Source organism: Thermus thermophilus (assembly GCF_019974155.1).
GTDB classification, from domain to species: Bacteria; Deinococcota; Deinococci; order Deinococcales; family Thermaceae; genus Thermus; species Thermus thermophilus_C.
The window spans coordinates 751,366-764,991 of the sequence record NZ_AP025158.1 but is presented as its reverse complement, the minus strand read 5'-3'; the positions used below and the strand labels follow the sequence as shown (position 1 = coordinate 764,991).

11 protein-coding genes and 2 pseudogenes are annotated in these 13,626 nt (G+C 71.4%); 6 read left to right on the top strand and 7 right to left on the bottom strand.

Features of this window, described 5'->3' with window-relative positions:
* Positions 1–92: 92 nt before the first annotated feature.
* The 4 genes and pseudogenes from cas1 to TthTMY_RS11825 all read right to left on the bottom strand — a co-directional run.
* Positions 93–674: a CRISPR-associated endonuclease Cas1 gene (cas1, locus tag TthTMY_RS04250; protein WP_223903454.1), complete on the bottom strand. Its 582-nt coding sequence runs from the start codon at positions 672–674 to the stop codon at positions 93–95.
* A gap of 130 nt (positions 675–804) precedes the next feature.
* Positions 805–2,010 carry a TIGR02710 family CRISPR-associated CARF protein gene (locus TthTMY_RS04245; RefSeq protein WP_223903453.1) on the bottom strand — a complete coding sequence of 402 codons (1,206 nt, stop codon included), beginning with the start codon at positions 2,008–2,010 and terminating at the stop codon, positions 805–807.
* A gap of 19 nt (positions 2,011–2,029) precedes the next feature.
* Positions 2,030–3,562 carry a glycerol-3-phosphate dehydrogenase/oxidase gene (locus TthTMY_RS04240; protein WP_223903452.1) on the bottom strand — a complete coding sequence of 511 codons (1,533 nt, stop codon included), beginning with the start codon at positions 3,560–3,562 and terminating at the stop codon, positions 2,030–2,032.
* Positions 3,562–4,254 (bottom strand): annotated as a pseudogene (locus TthTMY_RS11825) (FGGY family carbohydrate kinase); the annotation flags it as partial. The gene TthTMY_RS04240 and the pseudogene TthTMY_RS11825, both read right to left, overlap by 1 nt.
* Before the next feature lie 66 nt (positions 4,255–4,320).
* On the opposite strand from TthTMY_RS11825, the gene TthTMY_RS04230 reads away from it, so the two are divergent.
* Complete coding sequence (locus tag TthTMY_RS04230) at positions 4,321–5,418, top strand: IS4 family transposase (RefSeq protein WP_096410490.1); 1,098 nt, start codon at positions 4,321–4,323, stop codon at positions 5,416–5,418.
* A gap of 8 nt (positions 5,419–5,426) precedes the next feature.
* On the opposite strand, the pseudogene TthTMY_RS04225 reads toward TthTMY_RS04230, so the two are convergent.
* Positions 5,427–6,233, bottom strand: a pseudogene (locus TthTMY_RS04225) (FGGY family carbohydrate kinase); the annotation flags it as partial.
* 132 nt (positions 6,234–6,365) lie between these two features.
* Between TthTMY_RS04225 and TthTMY_RS04220 the strand changes: the two are divergent.
* Both TthTMY_RS04220 and TthTMY_RS04215 read left to right on the top strand, forming a co-directional pair.
* Positions 6,366–7,040, top strand: coding sequence for a glycerophosphodiester phosphodiesterase (locus TthTMY_RS04220; protein ID WP_223903451.1), 675 nt, complete (start codon positions 6,366–6,368; stop codon positions 7,038–7,040).
* 1 nt (position 7,041) lies between these two features.
* Entirely contained in the window at positions 7,042–8,511 is a 1,470-nt protein-coding gene (locus TthTMY_RS04215) for a PhoU domain-containing protein (RefSeq protein ID WP_223903450.1), read from the top strand.
* Here TthTMY_RS04215 and TthTMY_RS04210 read toward each other — a convergent pair.
* Together TthTMY_RS04210 and TthTMY_RS04205 are read right to left on the bottom strand one after the other, a co-directional pair.
* Positions 8,417–9,661 (bottom strand): multidrug effflux MFS transporter, encoded by a 1,245-nt coding sequence (locus TthTMY_RS04210; protein WP_223903449.1) that lies wholly within the window; start codon positions 9,659–9,661, stop codon positions 8,417–8,419. The genes TthTMY_RS04215 and TthTMY_RS04210 overlap by 95 nt on opposite strands.
* Before the next feature lie 295 nt (positions 9,662–9,956).
* Positions 9,957–10,400, bottom strand: coding sequence for a hypothetical protein (locus TthTMY_RS04205; RefSeq protein WP_223903448.1), 444 nt, complete (start codon positions 10,398–10,400; stop codon positions 9,957–9,959).
* Between the two features lie 19 nt (positions 10,401–10,419).
* Here TthTMY_RS04205 and TthTMY_RS04200 point away from each other — a divergent pair, with 19 nt between their 5' ends.
* From TthTMY_RS04200 to fdhD, 3 genes are read left to right on the top strand one after another with little or no spacing between them, the layout of a single operon-like run.
* The gene (locus TthTMY_RS04200) at positions 10,420–10,824 is read left to right on the top strand and encodes a hypothetical protein (protein WP_223903447.1); all 405 of its coding nucleotides are present in this window, start codon (positions 10,420–10,422) and stop codon (positions 10,822–10,824) included.
* Positions 10,812–12,773 (top strand): FdhF/YdeP family oxidoreductase, encoded by a 1,962-nt coding sequence (locus tag TthTMY_RS04195; RefSeq protein WP_229365147.1) that lies wholly within the window; start codon positions 10,812–10,814, stop codon positions 12,771–12,773. Before TthTMY_RS04200 ends, TthTMY_RS04195 begins: the two co-directional genes overlap by 13 nt.
* On the top strand, positions 12,770–13,603 hold the full coding sequence (gene fdhD, locus TthTMY_RS04190; RefSeq protein ID WP_223903445.1) for a formate dehydrogenase accessory sulfurtransferase FdhD: 834 nt from the start codon (positions 12,770–12,772) through the stop codon (positions 13,601–13,603). Before TthTMY_RS04195 ends, fdhD begins: the two co-directional genes overlap by 4 nt.
* Positions 13,604–13,626 lie beyond the last annotated feature (23 nt).

The window sequence follows — 13,626 nt, the reverse complement described above, 5'->3', positions numbered from 1 at the left end:
TTGGAGCGGAAAAGACCTTGAAAAAGGAAACTAGTAAATGAGAAAGCGATTAACGTACCTTCGCCCGGCAATTTCGCGCATAAGTGTAGTTACTAGTGCCTCCGCAAGTAAAAGGGCGTGTACTCCCCCCGCCCCAAAAGGGCCCCCTTCAGCCGCTGGGCCTGGAGCTCTATCAGCTCCCCCAGGGGCTTGCGGAACCCCAGGGGGTGGGCCACCTCCTCCAGAAGGCGCGCCTCCACAAGCTCAATGAGCCGCCTCCGCCCCTCCTCGTTCAGGTACACGCCCCCCTCCCGCGCCTCGGCGTGGGCCGGGGTGAGGTGCCCCCTCCGGAAGGCGGAGAGGACCACCTGGTCCACGGCGGGCACCCGGAACTCCTCCATGAGGTCCAAAGCGAGGGCGGGGCTCCGCCGCCCCTCGGCGTGGAGGAAGCCCACCTCGGGGTGGAGCCCCGCCAGGCGCACCGCCACCAGGACCCTCCCCAGGAGGAGGGCGTACCCGTAGGAGAGGGCGGCGTTCACCGGGTCCGCGGGGGGCCTGCGGGTGCGGCCCCCGAAGCCGTAGGGGCCGAGGAGCCGGGCAAGGCCCCGGAAGTAGGCCCGGCTCCCCTCCCCTTCCACCCCCCGCAGGCGCTCAAGCCCCAAGGCCCCCTCGGCCCGGGCCAGGGCCTGGGCCACCTCCTCGGCCTCAGGCAGGCGGTGGCGCTCAAGAAGGGCCAGGGCGGAGCGAACACCCCTTCCTCCTCCAAAAGGAGCCTTCCCCGGCGCAGGCGCAGGGTGGCCCCTTGGCGGGTGAGGTGGAGGGTCATCAGAAGAGGGGCCAGGGGGGAAGGGGCCGCAGGCGCTCGTCCAGCCCCATGAGGAAGTCCCGCAGGGCGGCGTAGTCCTCCTCCCCCACGGGCCTCGTGCCGTGGGCCAGGATGCTTCCGTGCCGCTTCTGAAGGAGGGCCTGGAGGCGGTTTTTCTCCCCGTAGAGGCGCTGGGCCAGGGTGCCCTGCTGGCCGAAAGCCAGGTCCAGGTCAAAGGCCGCGTCCAGGAGGTCCATGAGGCCCCGGGGCTTGAGGATGCGCTCCTTAAGGCTTTGGGGGAAGCCCTCGGGCCAGGTCCTGGGGTCCTTCAGGGCGAAGCCCAGCCGCTCCTGGACGTCCGCCTCCACGGCGAGCTCCAGGGCCCGGTAGAGCCTCGCCAGGGCGTCGTCAAAGCGGCCCAGGGCCGCCCGGCGCTCGGCGTTGGCCAGGAGGTCCTGGAGGAGGAGGAAGGTGGGCCTCCCCCCGGCCTCCACGATGCCCTTCAGGTGGGGGAGGAGGTCTTCCAGCCCCTTCAGGACCCGCACCTTGGCCCCGTGCCCCCAGGCCTCGGCCACCGCCAGGGCCACGGGGAGGTGGGCGGAAAGCCGCGCCCAGGCCTCCCGGTGCCGGAAGCGGTCCCACTCCATGAGCCCCTCCACCACCCCCTTCATCGCCCCGTAGAAGCGGGCCTCCGAAGGGGAGAGGTCCCGCCTCAGGAGGCTTTCCAGCTCAGAGAGGGCCATGCCCAGGTTCAAGGCGTTCCAGGCCCGGGTGAAGCCCGCCCACTCCCTAAGGCCGAGCCGGGCCGTGGGGTCCTCCAGGAGCCTGAGCCGCTCCTTCCCGGCCAGGACCCGGCCCGTGCTGGGGTCGCGGGCCTCCCCGCCCACGTAGCTGAAGACCACCCCCCGCCCCGTGAGGGCGAGGACGAGCCCCGCGGCCATGGGCTTGGTGCCCCCGGTGAGGTCGGCGACGATGGCCGTGGCCTCCCACTCCAGGGCCTTCCTCAGGGCGAGAAGGGCCTTCTGGTAGGCCTCCATGAGGCTTTCCGCGTCCTCCAGAAGGAGGGTGTGGTGCCGGAAAGACCCGCCATAGTCCCGAACGAGCTCCGCCGCCACCGGGTGGGAGGCCTGGCTCGCCAGGAAGACCACCCCCTGGGGGGCGTGCTCGGAAAGGGCCACCTCCAGGGGTTCCCGGGTGGTGCCCACGGTGAGGATGAGGACCTTCATGGGCCCATTATCCCGGGCCTCAGCAAAGCCCGAGAAGGCCCTCCTCGGCCTCCTTCAGGCGCAAGGCCCGCTCCTCCTCGCCCCAGCCCAAGAGGGGCGCCATGAGCTCCACCACCCTCGGCAGGGCCTCCCGGGCCTTCTTCTGGTCCAGAAAGGCCAGGCCCATCCGCCGCGCCAGCACGTCCAGGGGCTTCCTGGCAAGCTCCCGCCGCACCGCCCAGACCACCTCCCCCTCCAGGTAGGGAAGCCCGGGGAGGAGGGGCCGCTCCCCCAGGGCCAGGACCTCGGGGGCCAGGGCGCCGTAGGTCTCCCAGAGGTGCCGGGCCGTCTCCTCGGGCAAGGGAAGCCCCGGCCTCGGCCCCGCCCCGAGGAGGGGCGTGGCGTGGCTTTGGGAGGGCGGCAGGGCCAGGCCCAGGTCCCCGGCGAGGCGCTCCACCAGGTCCAGGGCCATGAGGCGGAAGGTGGTCCACTTTCCCCCCACCAGGGTGTAGAGGCCCCGCCTCTCCTCTATGTAGTGGTCCCGGACCAGAAGCCTCGTCTCCCCCTTCCCCACCAGGGGCCTCAGGCCCGACCAGACCGCCCGCACCCGGCCCGAAACGTCCCCCAGGTAGGGCCTTATCTCCTCCAGGAGGTAGGCCACCTCCTCCTCCCGGGGAAGGGGGCAGGAGGTGGGCTCGGCGGGGAGGTCCGTGGTGCCGAGGAGGGCCATGCCCCGGTAGGGGAGGAGGAAGAGGACGCGGCCGTCCCGGGTCTTGGGGATGAGGAGGCCCGCCTCCAGGGGGTAGTCCAGAACCAGGTGGACCCCGCTGGAGGGGGTGAGGAGGGGGGGAAGGTGGGGGTCCAGGAGGCGGCGCACCCGGTCGGCGAGGGGCCCGGTGGCGTTCACCACCGCCTTGGCCCGGACCTCCACCTCCTTCCCCGAAAGCCCGTCCCGCACCACCGCCCCCCGCACCCTGCCCCCCTCCAGGAGGAGGGCCTTGGCCTCGGCGTGGTTCAGGGCCACCGCCCCCCGCTCCAGGGCGGAGAGAATGAGGGCGAGGTTTAAGCGGAAGTCGGCGAACTGCCCGTCCTGGTAGGCCACGCCCCCTAGGGTCTTTGGCAGGTCCGGAAAGAGCCTCGCCACCTCCTCCGGGGGAAGGTAGCGGCTTGGGGCGAGGCGGCGCTTCCCGGCGAGGAGGTCGTAAAGCTTCAGGCCCAGGGTGTAGTAAGGGAGCTCCAGGGGGCGGAAGAGGGGGGTGACGAGGGTGAGGGGGCGGGCCAGGTGGGGGGCAAGGTCCATCACCACCTTGCGCTCCTGGAGGGCGTCCACCACCAGCTTGAGCTGGCGGCGGTCTAGGCGCCTGAAGGCGAGCTCCAGGTACCGCACCCCCCCGTGGAGGAGCTTGGTGGAGCGGGAGCTCGTCCCCGAGGCGAAGTCCCCCGCCTCCACCAGGGCGGCCTTCAGGCCCCTAAGCGTGGCCTCCCACAAGACCCCGGCCCCCGTGGCCCCGCCCCCCAGGATGAGGAGGTCAAAGGGCTCCTTGAGCCGCTCAAAAAGGGCTTCCCGGTCCACTACCCCTCCCTGGCCCAGCCCTTGGCCCTTTCCACCGCCTCCCGCCACCTCCGGTAGAGGGCCTCCCGCCTCCCTTCGGGCATCGTGGGGAGGAACCTTCCCCCCTCCCGCCAGAGGGCGGGCACCTCCGCCAAGGAGAGGGCCCCCACCCCCACCCCCGCCATGAGGGCCGCCCCCAAGGCGGTGGTCTCCGTCACCTCCGGCACCGCCACCGGCACCCCGAGGAAGTCCGCCTGGAGCTTGAGGAAGAGGCGGTTTTGCGCCATGCCCCCGTCCGCCTTGAGGACCTTGAGCCGGACCCCGGCCTCCTCCTCCATGGCCAAAACCACGTCCCGCACGGAAAAGGCCACCCCCTCCAGGGCCGCCCGGGCCAGGTGGGCCCGCGTGGTCCCCCGGGTGAGGCCGAGGATGGCCCCCCGGGCGTAGGGGTCCCAGTAGGGGGCGCCAAGCCCGGTGAAGGCGGGGACGAAGTAGACGTCCCCCGTGTCCTCCACGCCCTCCGCCAGGGCCTCCACCTCGGCGCTTTCCCGGATGAGGCCCACCTCCTTGAGCCACCCCACCGCCGCCCCCGCCACGAAGAGGCTTCCCTCCAGGGCGTAGGTGGCCCTTCCCCCAAGGCTCCAGGCCACCGTGGTAAGGAGGCCCCTTTCCGAGAGGACGGGCTTTTCCCCCGTGTTCAAGAGGAGGAAGGCCCTGAGCTCTCATCACTTTGAGGGCTGGGGCTTGACAAGGGAAGAGAAGAGGGGGGTAAGTAAGGTGTGCCGCCCACCACCCCCCTTTCCCAAGTTATCACCCTCTGGGTCCATAAGGTCTTCGCCTCCCTCAGGAAAACCATCCGCTCCAACCTCGCCCTCTTCCTGTCCACCCTCCTCACTACCCCCCTGGACCCCACCCTCTCCGACCTCGCCCGCAGAACCCCCCTCCCCACCCTGGCCCAAAGCCGCCTCAATCGCCTCTGGCGCTTCCTCCATCACCCCACCCTGCAAGACCCCTGGGCCCTCACCGAAGCCCTCCTCCCCCTCCTCGTCCCTCGTTTCCCCAAAGACCGCCCCCTCCCCCTCATCGTGGACTGGACCTTCACAGAGGACGGTAGGCACCAAGCCCTGGTGGCCGCCCTTCCCCTCAAGGGAAGGGCCCTGGTGGTGGCCTTCGCTCTTCACCCCCTCTCCCCTTTCCCCAGTCAAAACCGGGTGGAGGAGGAGTTCCTCCACCGCCTGGGCCGCGCCGTCCAGGACCTGGGATATACCCCCCTCTTCCTCCTGGACCGCGGCTTTGACCGGGTCTCCCTGATGCGAAAGCTCCAGGGGTGGGGCATGGGCTTCCTCATCCGCCTGCGGCAGAACCGGGAGGTGGAACCCCAAGGGGGGAAGCGCCTTCCCCTGAAGGAGGGCTACCAGCGTGTGGTCCACCCCCTGCGGGAGGAGGTCCGCCTTTTCGGACACGGTGGGGAGGGGGTAGAAGTCACCCTCCTGGTGTACCCAGGGGGTCGGGATCCCTGGTATCTGGCCTATTCGGGCCCTTTTGGGGGGGAGCCGCCCTATGGGTGGCGGATGTGGATTGAAGAGGGGTTTAGGGACCTGAAGGGGCAGGGGTTTGGGCTGGACCGCCATCGGCTGCGGACGGGGGCGAGCCTCAGGGGGTGGTTATGGCTTCTGGCCTTGGGGATGGCGCTCTTGGTCCTTCTGGGGGCGCGCTTGCAGGGCAGGGAATGGCTTCCCCGGCTTCTGGCCCATCCCGAGCGGCAAAGCCTCTTCCGTCTGGGCCGGATCGCCCTGGCCCAGGGGCCCCCGCCTTGGAGGGAAGCAGTGGTGGAGGAGCTGGTCAGGTTGCTTCAGGAACTGGGGGGAGGAAAGTGATGAGAGCTCAGGAGGAAGGCCCCGGTGCCGTAGGTGCACTTCCCCTCCCCCTCCCCCAAGGCCCCCTGGCCGAAGAGGGCCGCTTGCTGGTCCCCCAAGACCCCCCGGATGGGAATGGAGGCCCCCAGGAGCCCGGGGAGGGTTTCCCCGAAGTCCCCGTCCGAGGGCCGCACCTCCGGGAGGAGGGCGGCGGGGATCCCCAGGACCTCAAGAAGCTCGGGGTCCCAGGCGAGGGTGTGGAGGTTGAAGAGGAGGGTGCGGCTCGCGTTCGTGGGGTCGGTGGCGTGGACCTTCCCCCCCGTGAGGTTCCAGATGAGCCAGGCGTCCACGGTGCCGAAGAGGACCTCCCCCCGCTTGGCCTTCTCCCTTAGCCCGGGCACGTTCTCTAGGAGCCAAAGGAGCTTCGTCCCCGAGAAGTAGGGGTCCAGAAGCAGCCCGGTCCTCTCCCGGAACAAGGGCTCGAGGCCCCTTTCCCTCAAGGCCTCGCACAGGGGGGCCGTCCTCCGGTCCTGCCAGACGATGGCGTTATGGAGGGGCTTCCCCGTACTCCGGTCCCAGACGAGGGTGGTTTCCCGCTGGTTGGTGATCCCCAGGGCCAACACCTCCCCTGCCTCCACCCCGGCCTTCCCAAGGGCCTCCCGCGCCGCAAGGAGGGTGGTCTCCCAGAGCTCCAGGGGGTCGTGCTCCACCCACCCGGGCTTCGGGTAAAGCTGCCGGAACTCCCGCTGGGCCACCGCCACGGGCCTCCCCTCCAGGGTGAAGAGGAGGGCCCGGCTGCTGGTGGTGCCTTGGTCCAAAGCCAAAACAAACGCCACGGCTTTCCCCCTTCCCGAAGTTTACGCAAAAATGCTCTGGGAGGACGAGGTCTTGGGGCCCTCGCCACAGCGGGGGACTTAGCATGGAAAGCGGGTCTGCCGCTCGGGCGGCCCCCTCCGGAGGAAGCGAGAATGACCGCCTTCCGCAAAAGACCGCTTCGCCTCGGCCACCGGGGCGCCCCCCTGAAGGCCAAGGAGAACACCCTGGAAAGCTTCCGGCTGGCCCTCGAGGCCGGCCTGGACGGGGTGGAGCTGGACGTCTGGCCCACCCGGGACGGGGTCTTCGCCGTCCGCCACGACCCGGATACCCCCTTGGGCCCCGTCTTCCAGGTGGACTACGCCGACCTCAAGGCCCGAGAACCCGACCTGCCCCGCCTGGAAGAGGTCCTCGCCCTCAAAGAAGCCTTTCCCCAGGCCCTCTTCAACGTGGAGCTCAAGTCCTTCCCCGGCCTCGGGGAAGAGGCGGCGCGCCGCCTCGCCGCCCTCCTCCGGGGGCGGGAGGGGGTGTGGGTCTCCAGCTTTGACCCCCTCGCCCTCCTCGCCCTCAAGAAGGCGGCCCCCGGCCTCCCCTTGGGCTTCCTCATGGCCGAGGACCACTCCACCCTCCTCCCCTGCCTCGGGGTGGAGGCCGTCCACCCCCACCACGCCCTCGTCACGGAGGAGGCCGTGGCAGGGTGGCGAAAGCGGGGGCTTTTTGTGGTGGCCTGGACGGTGAACGAGGAAGGGGAGGCCAGGCGCCTCCTCGCCCTGGGCCTAGACGGCCTCATCGGGGATCGGCCCGAGGTCCTCCTTCCCCTGGGAGGGTGAGGTGGCCCTCCTCGGGGTCCTCGCCCTCCTCTACCTCGGCACCCTCCTCGTCACCGAGGGGGCGGGCGGGCTCGTGGGCCCCTCGGGGAGGCGGCTCCTCTCCCGCCTTAGGGGCTTTCCCCTGGGGCTGGCCGCCCTCCTCCTCGGGGCGGCCTCGGGGAGCGGCACCGGGCTCAGCCTCCTGGGGAGGGGCCTCCTGCAGGTGGGGGTCCTGCCCCTATACGAGGCCGCCCTCCTCGCCCTTGGGGGCACCCTGGGGGCCACGGTCCTCGTGGCCGTGGCGGGCCTGGGAAACCGCACCCTGGCCTTCGCGGCCCTGAGCCTGGCCTTGGCCCTCGAGGTCCTCAAGCGGGGCCAGGGGGCGAACCGCCTCCTCTTCGGCCTCGGCCTCCTCTTCCTGGGCCTGGACCTCGCCCGGGGGGAGGCCTTGGGGGCGGGGGCGTGGCTGGGAAGCCTTCCCCCCCTGGCCCTCTTCCTCGCTGGGCTTCTCCTGGCCTTCGCCGTGGGCTCGGCGAACCTGGTGGCCCTCCTCGCCCTGGGCCTCGCCGGGGAGGGGGTGGGGCTCGAGGGGACCCTCGCCTTGGTCCTGGGCGGGGGTGTGGGGTGCACGGGGCCCGTCCTCCTCCGCCCCACCCCGGAAAGCCTCCGCCTCGGCCTCGTCCTCCTTTCCCACCGCCTCGCCCTCGCCCTCCCCCTGCTCCTCGCCCCGAACCCGGGCGTCTTCCCCGCCCACGCGGGCTTCCACGCCCTCGCCTTCCTCACCTTCCCCCTCGCCTACCCCCTCTGGGTGAGGCTCGCCGACCGCCTGGCCCCAAGCCCCAAGCCCCTCGCCCCCAAGTACCTCCGCCCCGAGGCCCTCAACGACCCCCTCCTCGCCCAGGGGCTCGCCCTGAGGGAGCTCGCCCGCATCGGGGACGCCGCCCGGCACATGCTGGAAGCGGTTCTGAAGGCCCTGGTCCAGGAAACGGGGCGCGAGGCCGAACTCTTGCCCCTGGAGGAAAAGGTGGACCGGCTGAGCCGGGAGGTCCTGGTCTACGTGGCCAAGCTCCCCCAGGACACCCCCGCCCTCCCCCTCCTCAAGGCGGCGAGCGAGCTGGAGCACCTGGGGGACCTGGCCAAACGGGCCCTGCGCAAGGCGGAAAGGCTCTGGACCCAGGGGGTCACCTTCAGCCCCGAGGGGAAGGCGGAGCTCGCCCGGATCGTGGGGCGGACCCTCGCTCGCCTGGAGCGGGCCCTCACGGCCCTGGCCACGGGGAACCGGGCCCTGGCGGAGAGGGTGCTCGCCGAGTACCCGGAGGTCCTCGCCGAGGTGGAGGCCTCGAGGGAGGCCCACCTCCATAGGCTCCGCGACCGGGTGGAGACCCGAGCCTCCACCCTCACCCACCTGGACCTCCTCCTCCTCCTGGAGGAGCTGAACCTGGGGGTGAACCGCCTGGCCCGCCTGGTGGAGGAGATCCACAAAGAGGGCTAGCCTCCGCGAGGAACACCCCGGCGAAGGCCAGGGCCCCAAGGCCCAGGAGGCCGAGGCTGAAGGGGAAGGGTGCCCCGCCCGAGGCCTGGCCCACCAGGGTGCCGAGGAGGGCGGCGAGGAGGGTGGAGAGAAAGCCGGTGAAGCTCGCCGCAAGGCCCGCCACCCTCCCCAGCCCCTCCAGGGCCCGGGCCTGGGCGTTGGGAAAGGTGAAGGCCACGAGGAGAAGGACCAGGGTGAGGTGGAGCCAGAAGGGAAAAGGCCTTGGGGCCAGGGCGTGGAGGGGGAGGAAGAGGAGGAGGAGCAAAAGAGCCCCCACGGCCAGCCTGAGGGCCCTCCCGAGGCCGAGGCGGGCCACAGCCCTGGGCCCCAAGAGGTTCGCCCCGGCGAGGGCGAGCCCCGTGGCCCCAAAGGCCAGGGCGAAGGCGGGGTTGGAAAGGCCGAGGTGGGCCTTGTAGAGCTCCGCCGAGGCCGCCAGGTAGGCGTAGAGGATGCCGAAGACGCCCCCCAGGGCCAGGGCGTAAAACCCCGCCCTCCGGTCCCTGAGGACGAGGAGGACCCCTTCCCCCAAGGAGGCGAGGCGCAGGGGGCGGCGCGCCTCCTCGGGGAGGGTCTCGGGGAAGCGCCCGCTCCAGAGGAGGGCGAGAAAGCCGAGGAGGGCGGGGAGGGCGTAGGGCGCCCAGGGGCCCAGGGCGAGGAGGGCCACCCCCAGGGCCGGGGCCAGGACGGGGGCCACCATGAGGACGAGGAGGGCGTAGGAGAGGCGCCGGGCCATGGCCTCCCCGCGGTAGCGGTCGCGGACGCTGGCGGTGACACCGATGCGGAAGCTCGCGGCGAAGAAACCCTGGACGAGCCGGGCCGCGAGGAGGAGGGAAAAGCCCGGGGCGGCCACGGTGGCCAGGGCCGCGAGGCTGAAGCCGAGGAGCGCCCCCCTAAGGACCCTCCTCCGCCCCAGGGCGTCCATGAGGGGGCCCCAGAGGAGCTGGCCCAGGGCAAAGCCCAGGAAGTAGAGGCCCACCACGAGCTGGGCCGCCGTGGGGCTCGTGCCGTAGCGGTGGGCGGTGGCCTCGAGGGCGGGGAGCATGACGTCTATGCTGAAGGCCCCAAGGGCCATGAGGGTGCCGAGGAAGAGGAGCTCCTCCAAGGGTCCCATCCCGGGCTACGCTACCACAAAGGGCCCGTCCTCCGCCTAGAACCAGGCCAGGGTCTAGACCCGTCCCTGGAGCCAGTTTTGGAAGTGGCCGGGAAGGGCCTCGAGGGGCTCCACCCGCACCCGCCTAGGCGACCGCCAGGTTGTCCGGGGGGGGAGAAGGAACCAATCACGCCCGGGTCCCGGACGCAGATCTCGTAGGAGGAAGGGCCGCCTTGGCCTCGCCTCGGAGCCCGTGGTCCGCATGGAGGAGTCCCGGGACCCCCCTTGGTGGTCCATTACCGCCTGCCCGGGCGCCTCAGAGGCTGTCGTAAAAGGGTGGTATCCTTGAGGGGTGAGCTCTAGACGATCTTACCCCCAGCCGGGCGAGGTCACGGAACAGGTCCGCAAGGCGCGTCCCCTGAAGGGCCACCACCTGAGGCCGCTTTGGGAGGAAGGCCAGAGCCTGCCCCACCTCCGCCGGCGTGGGGGCGCAAACCTCGCACACCTCCTGGATCACGAGGAGGTCGGGGGCGAGGGCCTGGAGGCGCTCCGTGCGCACCCGATAGAGGGAAAGCCCCCGGGCGTAGGCCTCCCGCACCCTCCGGTCGGTCTCCTCCTGGGAGAGGCCCTCGGGGATGAGGCTTTCCGTGAGGACGGGAAGCCCCGTGGGGTTGGGGCAGCTGTGGCTCACCCCCACGGGCTCCACACCGAGGGCGCGGAGCAGAAGGGTCCCCGAGGGCACAAGGCTTGCGGCGCGCATGCCCCCATTATCCCTCGGCGTGGCCTCCGCCCTTGCCCGCCTCCGCCCCCGGCGTTACGCTGGCCTCGAGGAACCCAAGGAGGTGGCCATGGCCTGGTTGAACCCGTTTTGGAGCTCGCCCAAGGCGTACGTGCGCCCCCTAAAGCGGGGCCTTGCCCCGGAGCTTTGGGCGAGCCGCATCCCCTTCACCCACCTGGAGAACTTCTACGAGGTCTTTCGGGCCCTTTGGGAGAACCGGGACAACCTCCCCTACGCCTGGCGGATCCTCAGGGACGGGGTCTGCGACGGCTGCGCCCTCGGGACCTCGGGCCTCGAGGACTGGACCCTCCACGGGGTCCACCTCTGCAACGTGCGCCTGCGCCTCCTCCGCCTAAACACCCTGCCCCCCTGGACCCCAAGGTGCTGGAGGACGTGGAGGCCCTGAAGGGGAGGAGGAGCCGGGAGCTCCGGCGCCTCGGCCGCCTCCCCTACCCCATGCTCCGGCGGAAGGGGGAAAGGGGCTTCCGGCGCGTCTCCTGGGACGAGGCCCTGGGGCTTGCCGCGGAGTACCTCAGGCGCCACCTCCCCGAGGGGGCCTTCTTCTACCTCACGAGCCGGGGCGTGCCCAACGAGACCTACTACGTGGTGCAAAAGGCGGTGCGGGCCCTGGGGTGCAACCACGTGGACAACGCCGCCCGCGTCTGCCACTCCCCCTCCACCGTGGTCCTCAAGGAGGCCCTCGGGGTGGCGGCCACCACCTGCAGCTACACCGACCTCATCGGCACCGACCTGGTGGTCTTCCTGGGCTCCAACGTGGCCAACAACCAGCCGGTGATGATGAAGTACCTCTACCACGCCAAAAAGGCGGGGACCAAGGTGGCGGTGGTGAACCCCTACCGGGAGCCCGGGATGGAGCGCTACTTCGTGCCCTCGGACCTGGAAAGCGCCCTCTTCGGCACGAGGATTGCCGACCGCTTCTTCCAGATCCTCCCCGGCGGGGACATCGCCTTCCTCCACGGGGCGGCCAAGTGGATGCTGGAAGAGGGCTGGGTGGACCCCGGGTTCATCCGGGCCCACACCGCGGGCTTTGAGGAGTACAAGGCCTTCCTCAAGGCCATCCCCTTCGCCGAGCTGGAAAAGGCGGCGGGCGTCTCCCGCGAGGAGATGCGGGCCTTCGCCGAGATGGTGGGCCGGGCGGAGCGGGCCGTCTTCGTCTGGGGGATGGGGATCACCCAGCACACCCACGGGGAGGACAACGTGCGGGCCATCGTCAACCTCGCCCTCCTCAAGGGCTTCGTGGGGCGGGAGGGGTGCGGCCTCATGCCCATCCGCGGCCACTCCGGGGTCCAAGGGGGGGCGGAGATGGGGGCCTACGCCACCGCCTTCCCCGGGGGGCTTCCCGTGAACCCGGAGAACGCCCGGAGGCTTGCCGAGCTCTGGGGCTTCCCCGTCCCGGACCGCCCCGGCCTCACCACCCCGGAGGCCCTGGACCGGGCCCTCGAGGGGAGGCTCGGGGTCCTGTGGGCCATCGGGGGAGACTTCCGCGAGGTCATGCCCGACCCTGAGGCCGTGGAGGAGGCCTTGGGGCGCGTCCCCCTCAGGGTCCACCAGGACATCGTCCTCTCCAGCCAGATGCTCCTGGAGCCCGGGGAGTGCGTCCTCCTCCTCCCCGCCACCACCCGCTACGAGGTCCCGGGCGGGGTCACGGAGACCAGCACGGAAAGGCGCGTGATCTTCAGCCCCGAGATCCCGGGCCCGAGGCCCCCGGAGGCGCGGCCCGAGTGGGAGGTCTTCCAGGAGCTCGTCCACCGCCTGCGCCCCGAGCTCAAGGACCGCTTCCGCTTCGCCTCCACCGCCGAGGTCCGCGAGGAGATCGCCCGGGTCATCCCCCTTTACGAGGGGATCCAGCGCCTCAAGGCCAAGGGGGACCAGTTCCAGTACGGGGGGAGGCGCCTCTGCGAGGGCTGGCGCTTCCCCACCCCCGACGGGAAGGCCCACTTCCGCCCCGTGCCCCTGCCCCAAAAGGAGGTCCCCGAGGGGGCCTTCCGCGTGGTCACCCGCCGGGGGAAGCAGTTCAACTCCATGGTCCACGAGGACCAGGACCCTCTCACCGGGGCCTTCCGGGACGCGGTCTACATGAACCCCAAGGACGCCGCCCGCCTGGGCCTGAAGCCCGGGGACCCGGTGGTGCTGGAAAACGCCTTCGGCCGCTACGCCGGCCGGGTCTACTTGGCGGAGGTCAAGGAGGGCACCCTGGAGGTCCACTGGCCTGAGGGAAACGTCCTGGTGGACCCCAAGGCCCGCTCCCCCCTGGCCCACATCCCGGCCTACAAGGAGATCCTCGCCCACGTGCGGCGGGGGGAGGCGGAGGCCCCTTCCCCGCTCCGGCCATGAGGGGGAAGGCCAGGGTCCGGGTGGCCCGCCTCGAGGGGGGCCGGTGGCGGGAGGTCCGGGACGAGGTGGCCGTGGAGGCCCCCCTGGAGATCCGGCTGCGCTACCGGGACGAGGTGGCCTCCCTGGGGGTGGTCCTCCGCACCCCGGGGCAGGACGCGGAGCTCGCCGCGGGCCTCCTCTACACCGAAGGCCTCCTCCAAGACCCCAAGGAGGTCCTCGCCATCGCCCCCTGCGCGGAGGGAAGCCTTCCCCTTGAGGCGCGGGAAGGGGTCATCCAGGTCTTCCTGCGCCACCCCCTCCCGCCCCCGCCCAGGCGCCACCTCGCCCTCACCGCCGCCTGCGGGGCCTGCGGCCGGGAGGCCCTCCCCGACCCGGAAAGGCTCGGCCTCTCCCCTCCCCCGCCCCTGGCGGTGGACCCCGACCTCCTCCTCGCCCTGCCCGAGCGCCTGGGGGAGGCCCAGCGCCTCTTCCGCGCCACCGGGGGCCTCCACGCCGCCGCCCTCTTTGACCGGGAGGGGCGGCTCGTCGCCTTGCGGGAGGACGTGGGCCGGCACAACGCCCTGGACAAGCTCATCGGCTGGGCCTTCCTTCGGGGGAAGCTCCCCCTCCACGACCACATCCTCCTGGTGAGCGGCCGGGCGGGGTACGAGCTCCTGGTGAAGGCGGTGGCGGCGGGCATCCCCGTCTTCTGCGCCGTCTCCGCCCCCACGAGCCTGGCCGTGGCCCTGGCCCAGGCCTACGGCCTCACCCTGGTGGGCTTCCTGCGCCCGGGGCGGATGAACGTCTACGCCGGGCGGGAGCGGGTGGGCCCGCCTCGAGGGCCCGCCTAGGCCTCCCGGGCCGGGGGAAGATT

Excerpts from the sequence above, each read along its gene's own strand:
- TthTMY_RS04210 (WP_223903449.1), bottom strand. The coding sequence starts at position 9,661 with ATGGGACCCTTGGAGGAGCTCCTCTTCCTCGGCACCCTCATGGCCCTT.
- fdhD (WP_223903445.1), top strand. The coding sequence starts at position 12,770 with ATGAGGGGGAAGGCCAGGGTCCGGGTGGCCCGCCTCGAGGGGGGCCGG.
- TthTMY_RS04205 (WP_223903448.1), bottom strand. The coding sequence starts at position 10,400 with ATGCGCGCCGCAAGCCTTGTGCCCTCGGGGACCCTTCTGCTCCGCGCC.
- TthTMY_RS04245 (WP_223903453.1), bottom strand. The coding sequence starts at position 2,010 with ATGAAGGTCCTCATCCTCACCGTGGGCACCACCCGGGAACCCCTGGAG.
- TthTMY_RS04220 (WP_223903451.1), top strand. The coding sequence starts at position 6,366 with ATGACCGCCTTCCGCAAAAGACCGCTTCGCCTCGGCCACCGGGGCGCC.